Consider the following 16,267-nt stretch of genomic DNA (forward strand, 5'->3'; position numbering starts at 1 on the left):
GGTGGGCGCGGCCCGGACCCAGCTCGGCCCGGACCCGACCCGGCCCGAACTCGGACCCCTGCCCAGACCCTTGCCCGGATCCCTGCCCGGATCCCTGCTCAGATCCCCAGCTCGGAGGCGAGCTCGGCGGCCATCAGGTCGCCGGCCTGCTGCTCCAGCTGCTCGTCGGTCAGCCCGTCGTGGTCGGTGTCGGTGCCGTCGACGGGCGCGGAGATCGGGCTGTCCATCCGGACGTGCGCCACCAGCGACTGCAGCGCGCGCAGCACGCTCGTCGCCGTGGAGCCCCAGGTGGCGAGGTAGGAGTACTGCCACCACCACAGCGCCTCGGAGATCCGGCCCTCGCGGTAGTGGGCCATGCCGTGGCGCAGCTCGGTGACCACCTCGGCCAGGTCGTCCGAGATCCGGCAGGGCAGCGGCTTGTCCGGCGGCCCGTACGGGTCGAAGACCTCGTGGTAGACGTCGATCGGCGCCAGCAGCTCGGCCAGCTGGCGGCGCAGCTCGTCCTCGTCCGCGTCGGGGCCGGTGTCGGCCTCGTAGCGGTCGTCGGGCACGACGTCCTCGATGGCGCCCAGGCGGCCGCCGGTCAGCAGCAGCTGGGAGACCTCCAGCAGCAGCAGGCTGACCGCGCTGCCCGGCTCGTCGCCCTTGGCGATCTCCGGCAGGGAGAGCAGGAAGCTCTGCACCGAGTCCGCGATCTGCACGGCGAACTCGTCCGGCGTGCCGTCGCCGTGCACACCGATCTGAGGCTGCCCGCTCACCGGGATGTCTACGGTGCGTGTGCGCGTGTCGGACGTGTCAGACATCGAGAAGTCGTCTCCCTTCGAAGGCCCGGCCGAGGGTGACCTCGTCGGCGTACTCCAGGTCTCCCCCGACGGGCAGGCCGCTGGCCAGGCGGGTGACCTTCAGGCCCATCGGCTTGAGCAGCCGGGCCAGGTAGGTGGCGGTGGCCTCGCCCTCGAGGTTCGGGTCGGTGGCGAGGATCAGCTCGGTGACCGTGCCGTCCGCCAGCCGCTGCATCAGCTCGCGGATCCGCAGGTCGTCCGGGCCGACGCCCTCGATCGGGCTGATCGCCCCGCCGAGCACGTGGTAGCGGCCGCGGAACTCGCGGGTGCGCTCGACCGCGACCACGTCCTTCGGCTCCTCGACGACGCAGATCAGGCTCGGGTCGCGGCGCGGATCCTGGCAGACCCGGCACAGGTCCGCCTCGGAGACGTTGCCGCAGACGGTGCAGAACCGCACCTTCTCCTTGACCTCCGTCAGGGCGTGCGCGAGCCGGCGCACGTCCGTCGGATCGGCCTGAAGGATGTGGAAGGCGATCCGCTGCGCGCTCTTGGGCCCGACGCCGGGCAGCCTGCCCAACTCGTCGATGAGGTCCTGGACCACGCCCTCGTACACGCTGCGTTACCTGTCTCTCTGGTGCTCGTCGGTCGGTTTCTACCTTTTCGCGCCCATCATCCTCCGGACGGGCGCGCTGTCACAGCTCCCCGACACACCCACTTACGCGCGGGGAGCCGTCTGGGTTCCGCGGAAGGCCGATCCGCACGGGACGCGGAACAGCCGGATCAGCGGGAACAGCGGGATCAGCTGGAACGTCCGGAACAGCTGGAACGTCCGGAACAGCCGGAACAGCTGGATCAGAACGGCAGGCCGGGGATGCCGCCCCCGCCACCCAGCCCCTGGGCCAGTGGGCCGAGGCGCTCGGCCGCCATCCGCTGCGCGCCCGCCGTGGCGTCCCGGACCGCGGCGAGGACCAGGTCGGCCAGGGTCTCGGTGTCCTCCGGGTCGACCACCTTGGGGTCGATCACGAGCGCGCGCAGCTCACCTGCGCCGGTGACGGTGGCCTTGACCAGGCCGCCGCCGGAGCTGCCCTCGACCTCGGCGGCGGCGAGCTCCGCCTGCGCCTGGGCGAGCTGCTGCTGCATCTGCTGTGCCTGCTGGAGCAGGGCCTGCATATCGGGCTGGCCGCCGGGGAACATGGGCGCTCCTGTCCTGCGTGTCGTGGTGACTGTCGTCATGACGTGCCGGAGCGGGACCGCTCCAGGGTTGAGCCTACGGGTTGGGCGTGTCGGATCGCCGTCAGTTCACATGCGGGTACAGCCTTCTGAACCTCGGCGACGGCACGGTGACGGCTGAGCGACGGCTCAGCGATCGTGCTGGGTCTCCTCGATCACGGTGGCGCCGAGCTCGCGGATGATCAGGTCGTGGCCGGAGACGGAGGTGGTGTCCTGCTCAGGGATGTCCTCCTCCGGGTCGAAGGGGGGCGGCGGCATGTCGTCGTCGTCCGGGTCGTCCGGATAGCCGCCGGGAGCACCGAGGGAACTGGCGGAGTTGGAGGCGCTGGAGGCACTGGGTGTCCCGAGCGCGCTCGAGCCGCTCGGACCACTCGGCCCGCCGGAGTGGCGCGCGGGCGCGGCAGGGCTCGGGACCGGCGTGGGCGCGGGCGGCGCGCTGGGCGCGTTCTGCGCCGGGGGCTGGAACGGCGCAGGCGCGGGTGCCTGCTGACGCGGTGGCATCGCGGACGCGCCGCCACCGCCGTAGCCGCTCCCGCCGGAGGCACCGCCGAAGCCGCCACCTGACCCGGCCCCGGACCGCTGCGGCGCGGAACCGGTGGGCCCGATCAGACACTCGACCTTCCACGAGACGCCGACGGCGTCCTGCAGCGCCTGCCGCAGGATCTCGTCGTGCCCGCCGTTGACGAACCCGTCACGGGTCCCGGCGTGCTCGAACGAGACCTGGAGCGCGCCGCCGTCGAAGCCGGCGACCTGTGCCTGCTGCAGCAGCATCCAGGTGACCCGTCGGCGGCCCTTCACCGCGTCCAGCACCTGCGGCCAGAACTGGCGCACCTGTGCCGCGCTGATGCCTCCGGCATCCCCGGACGCGGGGGCCGCGGTCGGGGCGGCGGCCTGCGGTGCGGGGGCGGGGGCCGATGCGGGTGCGGGTGCGGGTGCGGAGTCCGGGGCGGACGCGGGGCTCGGAGCCCCGAAGCTGGGCGACACCGGCCAAGCGCCGGGAGCCCGCCCACCAGCGCCGACAGGCGGCGGCGAGACCACGGGCTGCGCGCTGACCGGCTGCGGAGCGGCAGGAGCCGCAGCCGCGGTCGACACCTGGACGACGGGCGCGTCAGCCTGGACATGCGGGACGCTCGCGGCGGACGCCATGGGACCCACGGCCGCCGCGCCCGTGGCGGCCATCGGCCCGCCGACGGCCGGACGCCGCTCCAGCTTCTCCAGACGGGCCTGCCACGAGGTCTCGTCCGCGAACGCGGCCGGAAGCATCACGCGGGCGCAGATCAACTCGAGCTGCAGCCGGGGCGAGGTGGCCCCGCGCATCTCGGTCAGCCCGGTGTTGACGATATCCGCGGCACGGCTGAGCTCGGCGGAGCCGAAGCGCCGCGCCTGCTCCTCCATCACGGCGACCCGGTCGGCCGGCGCGTCGATCAGCCCCTTCTCGCCCGCGTCCGGCACGGCGGCGAGGATCACCAGATCCCGCAGCCGCTCCAGCAGGTCGGCGACGAAACGACGCGGATCGTGACCGCCCTCGATCACTCGGTCGACGATCCCGAAGACCGTCGCCCCGTCGTGCGCGGCGAAGGCGTCGACGATCTCGTCCAGCAGCGCGGCGTCGGTGTACCCGAGCAGCGCGGTGGCCATGGCGTACGTCACGCCGCCCGCGTCCGCCCCGGCGAGCAGCTGGTCCATCACGGACATCGAGTCACGCACGGACCCGGCGCCGGCGCGGACGACCAGGGGAAAGACGGAGTCCTCGACCTGGATGCTCTCCCGGCCGCAGACGTCGGTCAGATAGTCGCGCAGCACGCCCGGCGGCACGAGCCGGAAGGGGTAGTGGTGCGTGCGGGAGCGGATCGTCCCGATGACCTTCTCGGGCTCCGTCGTGGCGAAGATGAACTTCAGATGCTCCGGCGGCTCCTCGACGACCTTCAGCAGGGCGTTGAAGCCGGCCGTCGAGACCATGTGGGCCTCGTCGATGATGTAGATCTTGTACCGGCTGGAGGCGGGCGCGAAGAACGCCTTCTCCCGCAGGTCACGCGTGTCGTCGACACCACCGTGCGAAGCGGCGTCGATCTCGATCACGTCGATCGACCCGGGGCCGCCACGGGCCAGGTCCTGACACGAACGGCACTCGCCGCAGGGCGTCGGAGTGGGACCTTGCTCACAGTTCAGACACCGGGCGAGGATGCGCGCGCTCGTCGTCTTGCCGCACCCGCGCGGCCCACTGAACAGGTACGCGTGGTTGACCCGGTTGTTCCGCAGGGCCTGCTGCAGCGGTCCGGTCACGTGCTCCTGCCCGATGACCTCGGCGAAGGTCTCGGGTCGGTACCGGCGATAGAGAGCGAGCGACACGTCTTCGACCCTAACGGTCTCCACCGACAAATCGGTGCCCTACAACGCAAGGACCCCCCGTGCACCCGCCAGAGCTCACCTACCCTTGCTGCCTTCCGGCCCTGGGGGGTTCAGCGAGATAGCGCCACACGAGGGGCTAGGCCCAACAGTACCGGATCCCGGCCCCTGTCATCACCGCCCCACCCTCTCCCCTCCCACCTGCGTCGACCGTGTGCACGAGCACCCCCAAACATCTAGTAAGCTCTCCCACGGAGGATTCGCCTAGAGGCCTAGGGCGCACGCTTGGAAAGCGTGTTGGGGGCAACCCCTCACGAGTTCGAATCTCGTATCCTCCGCACCGCCTGAACAGGCAAAAGAAGGACCCCACCGCTCTGCGGTGGGGTCCTTCTTGGTTCTACTCAACCCTCGTTGTTCTGGTCTTTGTCCACAGAGGCCGTTTCGGGCGGACCCCAGATGGCTTCGGCGATCTTCCGGGCCACGTCCTTGAGCATCGCGTCCGGCACGTGGAGGTACCTCGCCCGCATCCGCGCGGAAGTTCCGGCTTCCCATCCCATGATCTGGTCGATGACGCGATCAGGGATGCCGAGCAGCATCAGCACCGTGGCGGCCGTGTGCCGGGCATCGTGCAGCCGGCCGTCCCGGACCTTCGCGTCTTCGAGCAGACGCTTCCAGTCGTGGTAGTCCGTGTTCGGACTCAGCGGACCGCCGAGCGGCTTGGTGAACACATAGTCCGACTCCGTCCACAGGTCGCCAGCCGCGCCCCGCTCGCGCGCTTGCTCCTCCGCGTGAGAGCGGAGCATCGCAACGAGTGGGCCCGGAAGGGGGACCGCGCGCCGCCCGGCTCGGGACTTGGTGTTCTTGGTCTCCCGCCGAACCTGCACGCGCTCCGGGCAGTAGCCAGCCTTCCGCTCGCACGGCGAGGCTTCTCCGCAGCCGTGCTCGTACCTCGGGCGCAAGCGGTTCCGGCGCAGCTTCAAGTACTCGTTGTCCAGGTCGACGTCAGACCAGCGGAGTCCCAACGTCTCGCCCTGCCGCAGCCCCAGCGCCAGTGCCAGCATCCAACGTGCACTGTTCCGCCGCTTGTTGACTTGGAGCAGCAGGCGTTGGACCTCTTCCACGGAGTAGGGCTCGACTTCCGTCTCCTCCTCTTCCATCCGCGGAGGCTTCGCCAGGGCGGCGGCGTTCTTGCCCGCGTGGCCGCGTCGCACCGCTTCCCCGAGTGCGGTGCGGATGGTGCGGTGAGCCTGGTGCGCTGTGGCGGCCTTACTGCCGCTGCTCTGCATGCGGCGGTACAGGCTTTCCAGGTGCTCGGGCTCCAGGCGGTCGATGCGGTGCTTGCCGACGCTGGGCACGAGGTGGACGCGAACCGCGACTTCGTAGCCGTCGTAGGTGTTCTCGCTTACAACCGGTTTGGCGATGTCCTCAACCCAGTGCAGGAGCCACTTCTCGACCGTCCACGGCTTGCCCGGTTGGCGGGCCGAACCCTCGTCCCGCTGCTTCTCCAGCCGCCGGACCTCTTCGACCAGCTCTTTCCGCGTCGGGCGGGTCAGGTGCCGGCGGTAAGGCGTCCCGTCGTCCTTGTACCCCATGGGCACTCGGGCGTGCCAACGGCCGTCCTGCCCCAGGTAGATGGCGGATTCGCCGTTGGCGCGGCGTGTGCGCTTCTTCTCCTCTGCCACAGGCAGGCTCCTGATTCTTGGTGTCGGATACGAAGCGGGGGCGGCGGATCGGTCTGCGCGGGACCGCCGCCCCGGCGACGTCAAGCGGCGCGGCTGGCGGTGCGGAGGCGGGCGACGTACGCAGCCGGCGCGTCGGAGGGAACGCGGCGGAGGCGGCCGACGGGAACGGACTCCAGCTCCCCGGAGCGAATGAGCGCGTAGCAGGTGGTCCGGCCGATTCGGAGGCGGCGGGCGGCCTCTTCGACGGTCAGGAGAACCAGTGTTGAGTCCTCGACAGCGGGTGCGGGCATAGCGGCGGTCACTGCGACTTCTCCTTGATGGCGGGGGCGCGAGCGAGTTGGGTGTGTGTCCTAGGTGCGGATTTCTGCGTCATTGCGTCATCAGCGTCATCCGCGCCTCTGACCTGGGGCTTTGGGTGTCGCAGCGGTTCGGGCCTGCGTCATCGGTGCGTCACCGGCTGCGTCACCGTGACGCGGCCGGGTGACGCAGGTGACGCAGGATGACGCAGAGCCAGCCGTCTGCGTCACCCCCTTTGCCGCAGGTCAGGGGCCGTTTTTCGGCCCGGGTGACGCAGGTGACGCAGCGTCTTCCCTCTTAGGAAAAAAGAGAGGGTGTTTGTAGGTAGTTAGGTGCGCCTCAGAGCGAAAGGAGGGAGCCGCTGCGCGGCGCGTCCTTCGGGCGGCGTTCCGCCGAACAGCAAGAGGAGCACCCGGGCGGGGCGGTGGTGCTCCTCTTGCTGTTCAGGGGTGAGCGCGAGCGCGGGTCAGAGGATTCGCTGTTGTTCGGGTGGGGGTGTGGGGCCCGGGCGGGTCATTTCGAGGTAGCGCCCCTCTTTTGTCCGGCCCGCCTCGATGAGTACCTGACGGGCCGCCAGGGTGGGTTGGAGGCGCTTGAGGCGGTCGGAGAGGACTTTGCCGGTGGTCGGCCAGCCCTTCGGCAGCGCCCGCAGCTCGTCTCCGCTGTAGACGCGGCCCAGGCAGGCCAGCCACTCGGTCGAGGTCATGCGCTGCGCGGTGCCCGGGGCGATGGTCTCGGCATGCGTGAGGACGGTCTGCGCGAGCAGATCGCCCTCGATCACGTCGTCGTTCAGGTCGTCCAGGCTGGCCCGATACGCGGCGAGCGAACCGAGGCCGGTCGCCGCGTCGAGCTGCGCGCACAGGTGCGCGAAGTCCGCCATCCGCAGATCGGTCGGGGTCTCCGCCTCCATCGCCCGGACCTGCACCGTGAGGTCGAGCAGCGACCCGAGAACGACGGGCAGCGCCTCCGCGTACTCCGCCCACAGCTCGGCCTCGGTGCGCCGGACGGCGGGCCGCTCCAGGCGTAGCGGCAGGAGGCGTTCGGCGAGGTCGGGCCGGATCACACCGACGTCGATGCCCGTCAGGAGCATGGGGCGGCGGTAGCCGACGCGGAAGACGTCCCCGTCGGTGAACAGGGCGCGTTTGACGTTTTCGGCTCCGGTGACGATGCAGCACATGGCGTCGGACAGGTCGGGGGTCATGTGGGAGAGGTTGTCCAGGGCTGTGATCCATCCGGCCGCCACGGCGGCCAGCAGGTTTTCCTCGTCCTTCGGTGCGCGGCGCAGGTCACCGCTCATGCCCTCGATGATCCGCAGGAGCATCCGGCCGGCGGTGGATTTGCCCGCGCCCTGGGGGCCGGTGAGGAAGGGGGCGGGGACGGGCACGGACGGTCCGAGGCAGCCGATGAGCCAGGCCAGGGCCAGGCTTTCGGTCGCGGCGTTCGCGAAGTTGCACAGCCGGAACAGCAGGTCGATGCCCTTCCCGTCGGTGTCCCGGGTGGGCAGGGGCAGTTCGCCGGTGAGCTGGGTGCGCCGCCAGCACACCTCCTTGGGGTCGGGGGTGCGGATGTCCCAGCCGGTCGGGTGGATGCGGACGGACTGGCCGTCGGTGCGCCCGAGGTCGAGCCAGGTGGCCCCGTCGAATCCGGGGGCGACGCGGATGTGGACGGGCTGCACCGCCTCGGACAGCGCGAGTGCTTCGATCAGGTCCAGCGCCTCTTTGAGGGCGGTTCCGTTGAACACGCCGCGTCCGTCCTTGAACAGGCCGACCATGAGTTCCTGGCGGTGGCTGCCGGTGGTGCCCTGGGAGCGGATCGGGCGGGCCACGGGGTGGCCCTTCCGTTGGGCGTACACCGTGCCGTCGGCGGTGCGGAAGTACCGGAAGTGCTCTTGGGCGTAGTCGGCGATGACCTCGCGCGCGGGAGTCTTGTCGTCTTCGGACATGGTTACAGTCCCAACGTGGTGCGGGCGTTGGTCCAGGCGTCGGTGCAGTGCCGGGCGGTTTCGCCCTTGGCAGCCGCGGCGGTGAACAGCCGCGCGGTGTGCGCTTCGGTGAGGCAGCCGCACCGGCCGTGCGTGGACAGCACCGCGAGGAACGTCCGGTACACGGTGGCGTGCACCGCACTGGACGCCTCGGTGATGCGCTGCTCGGCCATGGCAATGCCACGCTCGAGGTAGGTGGGCGTGCGGTGGGGGCACTCCCCGCCGCCAGCACCCACCGACACGGCGATGGCCTGCGAGCCCCGGGGGGCCGTGGCGGGCTCCTTCACGGCCAGACTCAGCACCGCCGCCGGCAGTGGGGTCATGGCACCGGTTCCCGGACCGAGCCACCGTGCGTAGGACATCAGCGACTTGATGTCCACGCCGTCCCGCACGCCGTTGCGGGAGCGCATCACGCCCCGGTACAGCCAGTGCTCGCCACGCGTCGTGGCCACGGTCCGGGTGGCCGGCAGGGTGTCCCTGGCCCACGCGACCGCGTCGGCGTTGTCGAGGTCCACCACGGTCAGCCCCCCGCCGCCCGGGTGGTAGGCCACCGCTGCCGCCTGGCGCCACGCCATCGTCCACGTGGCTGCGTTGATGGTCTGGGGGCTGGTAGTGGCGGCGGCCCATCCGTGACAGGGCAGGAGGCAGGTGCAGACGCCGGGGGTCTTCATGTTCGGGCGGCCCCCGCAGGCGTTTTCGGTGCATGCCGGGCAGTTCCCGAAAGGCAACTTCCCTTCGCGCAGCGGCAACACGGGCAGACCGGACGAAGCGAGTCGGAGGGCCAGGCGCAGGTGCTCACTCACGCCGCCACCTCCTGCGCCGTCCGTGCGAGGAAGGCACGGCCGATGAACTCGGTATACGCAGGTGGGATGGCCTCGGTCAGTTCCTCGCGCATCGCCGTCCACGTGATGCCCATCGCCGCTTGCAGCTCCGCGACGGAGGGCTTCCCTCCGCCGTTCCCGTAGGCGGCCACATACGGCCCGTCGTAAAAGCGTCCATGGCGGTAGCCACGGACACGGCCCCGGTGCGGGACGTGCGCCGGCCGTTCGATCGCCCAGCCGCCCAGCTCGAAGTTGCGGTGACGGATGACTCCAAGACCGAACATCTCGCCGCACAGGGTGAGGTCTTTGCGGATGTCCGCCCGGCCGTTGGGCTGCTCGATCACGTACGGCAGGCCCGTGAGTTCGAGGAGATCCCGGGTGGGGGCGACCAGGTCCACATGGGTGCCGCCCCAGCCCTGCGAGGCGTTCGTGCCCACGGTCAGCGTGCATTTGCCCTGGCAAGGCGGGGAGGCGTGCACAAACGCGTACTCGTAGATCTCCCCGGTGGTGATCAGGCTGGCGAGGTATTCGAGAGCGTCCCCCCGGTGGTAAGGGAAGGGGTAGCGGGGACGGTCGGCGATGTCGCAGCCGTCCACGGCGAATCCCGCCCGAGCGAGACCGGTACCAGCGCCCCCGGCGCAGGAATACAGGTCCAGTGCACGGGGCCGCGTGGCGCGCTCTCGCCTGATGTCGGTGGGTTGCGTCATGCTGGATCTCTCCAGTTCGGTGTAGGCGTGCTGGATTGGCGGCGGCCCCGGTTCTTGGCGGAAGGGGGCCGCCGTTGTCGTTTCGTGGGGTCGGTTAGGCGGGAGAGCTCACGCCGCCTCACGGCCGGGCAGGAGCAGGCCGTCGTCGCCCCTGCGGAGAGCGCCGGCGGACGTCAAGGCCTTGATCTCGCGCGAAACGGTGCCCTTGTTGATTCCGGTCCGGTCGGTGATGTCCCGCAGGGTGCGAGCGCCGTCATGCACGGCCCGCAGCACCCGGTCACGATTCGACTCCGCACCAGGCGTTGCGGGCGCGGACGGGACGGCGTCCGCCGGGGGGATCGAGTCCTTGACCAGGCGCAGCGTGGTCACGGTCGGGCTGGCGGTCTCGCGGTGCCAGACGGGCCGGTCGGGGAGGGCGATGACGTCGGCAGGCGAGAACGCGCGGGTGTTGATCGGGTGCGGCTTGGCCTTGGGGCCCCAGCGGAGCATCGCGACGCCCGGCATAGGCAGCTCGTGGGCGTGCCAGCCCTTCTCCGTGGCGTCCTCGCCGAACACGTTCCGGGCCTCGGCCGACGTCGCCAGCGCGAGCGCGGCCCGGTAGGTGATCTGTGCGCTGATCTGTGCGTCGATACCGCCGTTGGCCTCGTCCATCGTCGGCTTCTGCGTTGCCCACAGCAGGATGATCTCGGCGGCGCGCCCCATCCGGGCCAGGGTCCGGAAGTTCCGCATGATGCGGGACCAGTCCGGGTCGCCCGGATCGTCTTTGGAGCCCTTCTGGCGAGGTGTCTTGGCCATGGCCTTGACCTCCGCGCCCTCGTCCACGAACACCGTGATCCGGGGCCGCTCCGCGCTGATCTCGATCGTGTCCCGGCCGCGCGGGACCAGCGCCAGGCGCTCGTGCATCTCGGCAACCAGCTCGTCCGAGACATCGAGCACGTCGCCCAGCTCGATCGCGGTGCGGGCGCGATGCTGCCAGTTGATCGCCTCCACCCGCTTCGGGTCGATGACGACCAGGCGGTGGTCCTCGGTCTCCGATGCCTCCGCGAGCAGGGCCCGCGTGGACCAGGATTTGCCCGCGCCGGAGGTACCGGCGATCAGCATGCGGCGGCCCAGCGGGACCATGACCGGCTCGCCCGTGATCGTGTCCACGCCCCACGGGGCTCCCGGGGTCCAGCCGGACAGGTCGATGCCGTCCGCCGCGCTGCGGGTCCGCAGCGTGATCGCGGCGCGGTCGCCATGGCTCCCGGTCTTGATCTCTATGCGCAGGTCGGTCCGGGCACCGAGTAGCGCCCGGATCTCGTCCTCCTTCGCTCGGAACGTCTTCGGTGTCCAGCGACCGTCCAGCCGCACGTGCGAGACCAGGCCTGCAGGGGTGAGCTTTGCGGGCGTGGGCACGGTGCCGGACAAGCCGCGGGCATCGGCGTTCTGAACCCAGAACGACGGGTCCAGCCGTGAGGCCAGGCGGCGCTCTTCCGCCGACAGTCCGTCATCGAGCCGCACCGACGGCTGGCGTCGCCCGAGCCACAGCCCTGCGATGTTCAGGCCGATCAGCCCGGCGGATACGGACGCCGGCCACAGCACGAGCGTGTGTGTGGCCTCTGACGTCAGCCATGAAGCGAGCCCGCTCGGCACCGCATGCGCGGCGTGCGTCTGCAACGCGCGCGCCGCGAGAGTGGCGGGGTAGCTCCTCCGTGCCGCCTTCAGCACGGACCGTGCCTGACTGTGGTACTGCCGTGCGGCTTTGTCCGCTGTGCGGGCGGCTCGACGGGTTGCGGACAGTGGATTGTTGGACGCCTGGCGGGCCGCGCGGCGCTGATTGCGTGCCATGGCTGCGGTGGAGCGGGCGGAGTTGTGCTCCCGCTGCGCCCTCATCAGCGCCTTGAGGTTGTCCGGGGTGCGCAACTGTGTCCGGCGCTCAGCCTCCCTGTCCCAGCGGGCGGCGAACGGCGCGCACATCGGCGCGACTGCGTCCAGTGCCGTGTTGGTCGTCGTGGCCGTGGTCGACCATGCTTGTTTCCAGTCCACGAAAGGTCCTCCAAGACCGTGGATAGGGGCCGGTGCGCCGTTGCGTGGCGTCACCGGCCCGCCCGTTTTGCGTGGTTGGCGGTGCCGGTTGCGTCGACAACGCCGGTTGAGCCCCGCAACCCGCCTGCGACCTGCGGAGTTGCAGAGTTGCGCCGTTCCAGGGAGAGGGGCCCTACGCGCACGCGCGCATAGGACGCCGGAAAATGCCCTCACCCGGGTCTCTGTGAGGGCAGGAGCGGCCGTTCGCGACCCTGGGGGTCTCGACCCACACGGAAGGGGTGTCGGACGCTCAGCGGGCCGCCTACGCCTTCGGCTTCCTGGGGAGGCGGCCGAAGGGGTCAACGGCCCTTGCGTCCAAGCCTCTTGGCGGCGGCCTTGCCGTCACTACCGCCCACCGAGCGGACGATCGTGACGACGCCCCAGGCCATGACGGCGGCCAGGAAGGCGAGCACCGCGAGGTCGGCGGCCATCGCAGTCAGCACGCCGACCAGCAACGGGCCGAAGTAGACCCCGGCGGCCACCGCGCCAGCTCCGACGCCGGAACCGAGCGCGATGCGCTGCACGGTGCGGTCCGGCGGGGCGTGGTGGATGTGCTGAATCACCGTCGGCTGCGGTGCCACCGACCGGACAGGGGCAGGGTTGTCGTCGTAGACGTACCGGCCGTCCGGGAGGCGGACGACGCCGGGCACGGGCAGATTGTCGGAGTCCACCGGGGACCTCCCAGATCAGTCGGAGTCGGCGCAGGGCACGCACGCACCGAGCGCGGCCGGGATGACATAACCGGCATCGAGTCGGCAGGAAGGGCAGACCCGCCGGGCACGATTGGCCCTGGCGAGCGCGGCCCGACGCCCCGGCGTCATCGGCCGTACGGGCATGGCTGCGTCGATGCGGTAGAGGTAGGCAACCAGCGGGCCTCGCCGACGGCGGGGACGCTGGAGTTCGGCTGCCACGTCCTGACCACCCGGACGCAGTCCCATCGCACGGAGTTGTCGGCGGGTGGCCAGTCCGTCAGGAGCGAGTCGCCACCGGTAGACAGGCAAGGTGCCGCCTGCCAGCGCGGTGCTCATCAGTGGCCCAAGCTGACGAGGTCAACCGGCACGGTGCGGGCAGGCTCGCGGAGTTCGGCATACCGGGCCGAGACCCAGCCCACCGACCAGCCACACAGCTCGGCTGCCGTCCGGACCGACAGGCCCTCGGCACGGGCAGCGGCCACGATGGCGCGGGCGTCGTCCTCGGGCAGCTTCTCCGTGGCAGGCCCGGCGGACAGCAGCGCGGCGCGTTCACGAGCGGCCCGCTCCTCCCGCTCCGCCTCCGCCCGGCGCTCACGTTCGGCACGCTCGCGCTGCTCCCGCTCGGCGCGTTCTGCGGCCTCGCGATCACGGCGTTCACGCTCCTTCTCGCGCCGTTCACGCTCCTGCTCGCGGCGCTCCCGCTCGGCCCTCTCGCTTTGCTCCCGGGCTTCCTCGCGCTCGCGTTCCTCACGCTGCCTGGCGGCCTCTCGCTCAGCCTGTTCACGGGCCATGCGGGCTTCGTGCTCGCGCTGTTCACGCGCCAGTGCAGCGGCGTGCTCACGTTCCTCGCGGGCCCGTCGTGCAGCGTCGTCCCGCCGCTCGATCGCGGCCCGCTCGCGGGCTTCCCGCTCGGCTTGCTGCTTCACCTCCAGCGCCAGCACGGCGGCGGTGATGGCCCGGCGGTAGGCGAGCCCAGTCTCCGCCGTGACGATCAGCAGCAGCGGCGCGACCGCGTGCACAGCCACGCCCACCAGGTCGTTCCTCAGCGCGGAGTCAGCGACGTTGAGGGCAAGCGTCATGCAGCCGGTCATCCACCGAAGCGCGATGGGCCACCGTCCGCCGTTCCCCCCGAGCCGGGCGACCACCGCGTCCAAACGGACCACGATGACCACGGCCGCATCGACCACGAGGGGAAGAATCGGTGCCGTCCACGCCCACCGGCCCGGGGTGTGAGCGGCAGCGAGCGGCGTGACGGTGAGGATCGAATACAACATCGCGCCCGCCACGATGAGCCACGTGCCGGCCGACAACGCACGCTCGGCCGAACGGACCTGAACGGCGTTCACGCGCCCACCCCCGATAGGAAGCAGGCCCGGATCCGCGCGGTCTTCTGCCCGCTCACGCCACACCGCCCCGCTGACCGTTCGCCGCCTGGCTCACCAGCGCGGTGAACAGGCGGCGGCGGGCCCGGCGGATGCGCCGGTTGTCCAACTCCGTGGGAGTGCGGTCGAGCGTGATGATCTGCACGTCCAGCAGGTCGACGTCCGCGAGGATCGCGGGCATCTCCCGCTCGATCGCGTCGAGCTCGGCGTTCGTCGGCTCCATGAAGTCGGCGAACGCGGTAACAGCGTCCTGAACAGTGACGATGTAGTCCATTGGGTCGTGTTCCTTTCACGTGGAACGGCCCGAACAGCGCCCCCGGAGTAGCCGCTCCGGGGGCGCGCTTGTTGAAGTCGGATCTTCCGGCTCCCCTCAGCCCCGCCCGTGCGAGACGGGCGGAGGAGGCAACCGGCCGTCGCCAACGCGACGGAAGTTGAGTTGCGCTGTTCCTCATGCGGAGATCCGCATTGCCGCCTACTTGGTCGAGGAGAGGCGGCGCGATCCCCCATGTAGTTGTCAAGGTGCGAGCGCATCCCTGGCCCTGCGAACAGGACTTCCGGGCGCATCGGTGCAGCTCAGAGCAGCCCAAAGAAGGCCCCTCTGTGTCGCTCCCGCTTCTCTCGGCGGCGACACACTCAACATAGACAACCTGCCTAAGCAGGTCAAGAGACTTGGGTTACTCGCGCCTGTTGGGCATGTCCCCTAGCATGTAGGCATGACTCTCGACCTGGATGACCCGCGTCCGCCGTATCAGCAGGTCAGCACGCTGATTCGCGCAGCGATCCTCACCAAGAAGCCCGGTTTCGAGGCTGGCGAGAAGCTGCCTTCCGGTCCGCAGTTGGCCAAGCACTATGGCGTGGCGCGCGGCACCATCGACCGGGCCCTGGAGCTGCTCCGGAGCGAGGGCCTCATCGTCACGCGGCAGGGAAGCGGCTCGTTCGTGCGGGAACGCACTGAGCGGCCCGTCGGGCTCCGTCCGCACCTGGAGGCCGCTTTTTCGCAGCCGCAGGTGACGATCGACTTCGCAGGCTTCTCGAGCGAGACCCTGCACGGTGCCATGCAGGAGCCCTTGGACAAGATCCGGTCCGGTCGACTCGCGCCTGAGTCCATCGCTGTCCGACTTCTGCTGCCGGACACCTCGCAGCCCATGGCAGTCCCGGTGCTGGTGGACGGCCTCAAGGATGAACCGGCGCTACGCGACCGGGTCCGCCAGATCGCATCGACTAACGCCGGAGGGATTGCCCATTCGGTCGAGGTGCTGGCTGAACTCGGTTTGGTTCAGTCCGCAACAGTGCAGGTCAAGGTGCATCGGGGGGCAAGCCTCTTCAAGCTCTACATCCTGAACAGCTCCGAAGCGTTCTTCGGCTTCTATCCGCTGCGAGAGCGCACCTTGTCCGTCGGGGGCGACGCCCACACCTTCTACGACGTGACGGGGAAGGACACGACGTTGTTCCACCACTCCGCAGGTCCGGACGACGCCTCGCTGGGGTCGCAGTACGTCCAGCAGTCTCAGGCGTGGTTCAACAGCGTGTGGTCCACCATCGCGTATGAGCGCCAGCCGTGACAGGAGCTTCCCCGTCTCTCTCGGACCTGCTTCGGCGTGCGCGTCATATCCTGCTCGACTTCGACGGCCCGGTGTGCTCGGTGTTCGCCGGGCTGCCGGCCGCCGAGATCGCTGAACGTGTGCGTGGGCAGCTGCTCGCCCAGGGCGAGCAGCTGCCCACGCAGTGGTCCACCGAGAAAGATCCCCTTGCGCTGCTCCGGTACGTCGCCGATACGCGGTCCGACCTCGTGCCGGGTGTAGATGCGGCCCTGACTGCGCTTGAGATTGAAGCGGTGGGCCTAAGTCAGCCCACCCCGGGCAGTCGTGAGCTGCTGCTCGCCTGTGCCGATTCCGGGCGTTCCGTTTCTATGGTTAGCAACAACTCCGGGGCGGCAATCACGGCGTTTCTTGCAGCTCAGGGCCTCAACGGCTATGTGGCTGGTGTCTTTGGGCGGGTGCCCGGCGACCCATCGTCCATGAAGCCGAGTCCGCGGCTACTCCTTGAAGCGATGGAGGCCGAGGCCACCAAACCGGAGCAGTGCATCTTCATCGGTGATGCGGCGCGCGACGTGGAGGCAGGCGAGGCGGCCGGGGTGGCAACGATCGGCTACGCCAACAAGCCAGGGAAGGACGTTCGACTGGCCGACTCGGGTGCGGCTGCCGTCGTGTACTCCATGCGGACGATCGCGGACGCCGTCACCTAGATTCCGGACCTGCTTGCAGCCTGAATCTTCGGGCTGCT

At 70.2% G+C, this 16,267-nt stretch carries 16 protein-coding genes, 1 tRNA gene and 1 other RNA gene; 3 read left to right on the plus strand and 15 right to left on the minus strand.

Translation table 11 applies throughout. The features are described from left to right. Window positions 1-98: 98 nt before the first annotated feature. The 5 genes from TR50_RS14290 to ffs all read right to left on the minus strand — a co-directional run bounded on the left by TR50_RS14290 (window position 99) and on the right by ffs (window position 4,499). On the minus strand, window positions 99-803 hold the full coding sequence (locus TR50_RS14290; protein WP_084700254.1) for a DUF5063 domain-containing protein: 705 nt from the start codon (window positions 801-803) through the stop codon (window positions 99-101). Then, a complete protein-coding gene (gene recR / locus TR50_RS14295; RefSeq protein WP_042383110.1) occupies window positions 796-1,395 on the minus strand; it encodes a recombination mediator RecR in 600 nt (199 codons plus the stop codon). Before recR ends, TR50_RS14290 begins: the two co-directional genes overlap by 8 nt. A gap of 239 nt (window positions 1,396-1,634) precedes the next feature. Continuing rightward, on the minus strand, window positions 1,635-1,976 hold the full coding sequence (locus tag TR50_RS14300) for a YbaB/EbfC family nucleoid-associated protein (RefSeq protein WP_042420417.1): 342 nt from the start codon (window positions 1,974-1,976) through the stop codon (window positions 1,635-1,637). Between the two features lie 165 nt (window positions 1,977-2,141). Further along, window positions 2,142-4,361 carry a DNA polymerase III subunit gamma and tau gene (locus tag TR50_RS14305; RefSeq protein ID WP_042420419.1) on the minus strand — a complete coding sequence of 740 codons (2,220 nt, stop codon included), beginning with the start codon at window positions 4,359-4,361 and terminating at the stop codon, window positions 2,142-2,144. Window positions 4,362-4,409: 48 nt separating this feature from the next. Then, an RNA gene (gene ffs / locus TR50_RS43550) (signal recognition particle sRNA small type) lies at window positions 4,410-4,499 on the minus strand. 112 nt (window positions 4,500-4,611) lie between these two features. Between ffs and TR50_RS14310 the strand changes: the two genes are divergently transcribed. After that, window positions 4,612-4,696, plus strand: a tRNA-Ser gene (locus TR50_RS14310). A gap of 63 nt (window positions 4,697-4,759) precedes the next feature. Here TR50_RS14310 and TR50_RS14315 read toward each other — a convergent pair. From TR50_RS14315 to TR50_RS14355, 10 genes are all read right to left on the minus strand, one after another. Beyond that, a complete protein-coding gene (locus tag TR50_RS14315) occupies window positions 4,760-6,040 on the minus strand; it encodes a tyrosine-type recombinase/integrase (protein ID WP_042420422.1) in 1,281 nt (426 codons plus the stop codon). A gap of 80 nt (window positions 6,041-6,120) precedes the next feature. Further along, complete coding sequence (locus tag TR50_RS14320; RefSeq protein WP_042420658.1) at window positions 6,121-6,330, minus strand: excisionase family DNA-binding protein; 210 nt, start codon at window positions 6,328-6,330, stop codon at window positions 6,121-6,123. 473 nt (window positions 6,331-6,803) lie between these two features. Further along, a complete protein-coding gene (locus TR50_RS14325; protein WP_042420423.1) occupies window positions 6,804-8,279 on the minus strand; it encodes an AICE element replication initiation protein in 1,476 nt (491 codons plus the stop codon). A gap of 2 nt (window positions 8,280-8,281) precedes the next feature. Beyond that, the gene (locus tag TR50_RS14330; protein WP_042420426.1) at window positions 8,282-9,121 is read right to left on the minus strand and encodes a bifunctional DNA primase/polymerase; all 840 of its coding nucleotides are present in this window, start codon (window positions 9,119-9,121) and stop codon (window positions 8,282-8,284) included. Continuing rightward, window positions 9,118-9,846, minus strand: coding sequence for a DNA cytosine methyltransferase (locus TR50_RS14335; RefSeq protein WP_042420428.1), 729 nt, complete (start codon window positions 9,844-9,846; stop codon window positions 9,118-9,120). The genes TR50_RS14330 and TR50_RS14335 overlap by 4 nt, the downstream gene beginning before the upstream one ends. 108 nt (window positions 9,847-9,954) lie before the next feature. Then, a complete protein-coding gene (locus TR50_RS14340; RefSeq protein ID WP_236654412.1) occupies window positions 9,955-12,084 on the minus strand; it encodes a MarR family transcriptional regulator in 2,130 nt (709 codons plus the stop codon). 125 nt (window positions 12,085-12,209) lie between these two features. After that, on the minus strand, window positions 12,210-12,581 hold the full coding sequence (locus tag TR50_RS14345; RefSeq protein WP_042420432.1) for a DUF6251 family protein: 372 nt from the start codon (window positions 12,579-12,581) through the stop codon (window positions 12,210-12,212). A gap of 15 nt (window positions 12,582-12,596) precedes the next feature. Next, window positions 12,597-12,938: an RRQRL motif-containing zinc-binding protein gene (locus tag TR50_RS48725; protein ID WP_084700256.1), complete on the minus strand. Its 342-nt coding sequence runs from the start codon at window positions 12,936-12,938 to the stop codon at window positions 12,597-12,599. Next, entirely contained in the window at window positions 12,938-13,948 is a 1,011-nt protein-coding gene (locus TR50_RS14350) for a hypothetical protein (protein ID WP_042420434.1), read from the minus strand. Before TR50_RS14350 ends, TR50_RS48725 begins: the two co-directional genes overlap by 1 nt. A gap of 52 nt (window positions 13,949-14,000) precedes the next feature. Then, complete coding sequence (locus tag TR50_RS14355; RefSeq protein ID WP_042420436.1) at window positions 14,001-14,258, minus strand: DUF6284 family protein; 258 nt, start codon at window positions 14,256-14,258, stop codon at window positions 14,001-14,003. Between the two features lie 439 nt (window positions 14,259-14,697). On the opposite strand from TR50_RS14355, the gene TR50_RS14360 reads away from it, so the two are divergent. Together TR50_RS14360 and TR50_RS14365 are read left to right on the plus strand one after the other, a co-directional pair. Beyond that, window positions 14,698-15,546 carry a GntR family transcriptional regulator gene (locus tag TR50_RS14360; protein WP_042420438.1) on the plus strand — a complete coding sequence of 283 codons (849 nt, stop codon included), beginning with the start codon at window positions 14,698-14,700 and terminating at the stop codon, window positions 15,544-15,546. Next, window positions 15,543-16,229, plus strand: coding sequence for an HAD family hydrolase (locus TR50_RS14365; protein ID WP_042420441.1), 687 nt, complete (start codon window positions 15,543-15,545; stop codon window positions 16,227-16,229). The genes TR50_RS14360 and TR50_RS14365 overlap by 4 nt, the downstream gene beginning before the upstream one ends. The last annotated feature ends 38 nt before the right edge of the window (window positions 16,230-16,267 follow it).

The sequence above is a fragment of the Streptacidiphilus anmyonensis genome (assembly GCF_000787855.1).
Lineage (GTDB): Bacteria > Actinomycetota > Actinomycetes > Streptomycetales > Streptomycetaceae > Streptacidiphilus > Streptacidiphilus anmyonensis.

Coding starts and splice junctions, on each gene's coding strand:
- TR50_RS14360 (WP_042420438.1), top strand. CDS start 14,698: ATGACTCTCGACCTGGATGACCCGCGTCCGCCGTATCAGCAGGTCAGC.
- TR50_RS14325 (WP_042420423.1), bottom strand. CDS start 8,279: ATGTCCGAAGACGACAAGACTCCCGCGCGCGAGGTCATCGCCGACTAC.
- TR50_RS14300 (WP_042420417.1), bottom strand. CDS start 1,976: ATGTTCCCCGGCGGCCAGCCCGATATGCAGGCCCTGCTCCAGCAGGCA.
- TR50_RS48725 (WP_084700256.1), bottom strand. CDS start 12,938: ATGAGCACCGCGCTGGCAGGCGGCACCTTGCCTGTCTACCGGTGGCGA.
- TR50_RS14355 (WP_042420436.1), bottom strand. CDS start 14,258: ATGGACTACATCGTCACTGTTCAGGACGCTGTTACCGCGTTCGCCGAC.
- TR50_RS14320 (WP_042420658.1), bottom strand. CDS start 6,330: ATGCCCGCACCCGCTGTCGAGGACTCAACACTGGTTCTCCTGACCGTC.
- TR50_RS14335 (WP_042420428.1), bottom strand. CDS start 9,846: ATGACGCAACCCACCGACATCAGGCGAGAGCGCGCCACGCGGCCCCGT.
- TR50_RS14290 (WP_084700254.1), bottom strand. CDS start 803: ATGTCTGACACGTCCGACACGCGCACACGCACCGTAGACATCCCGGTG.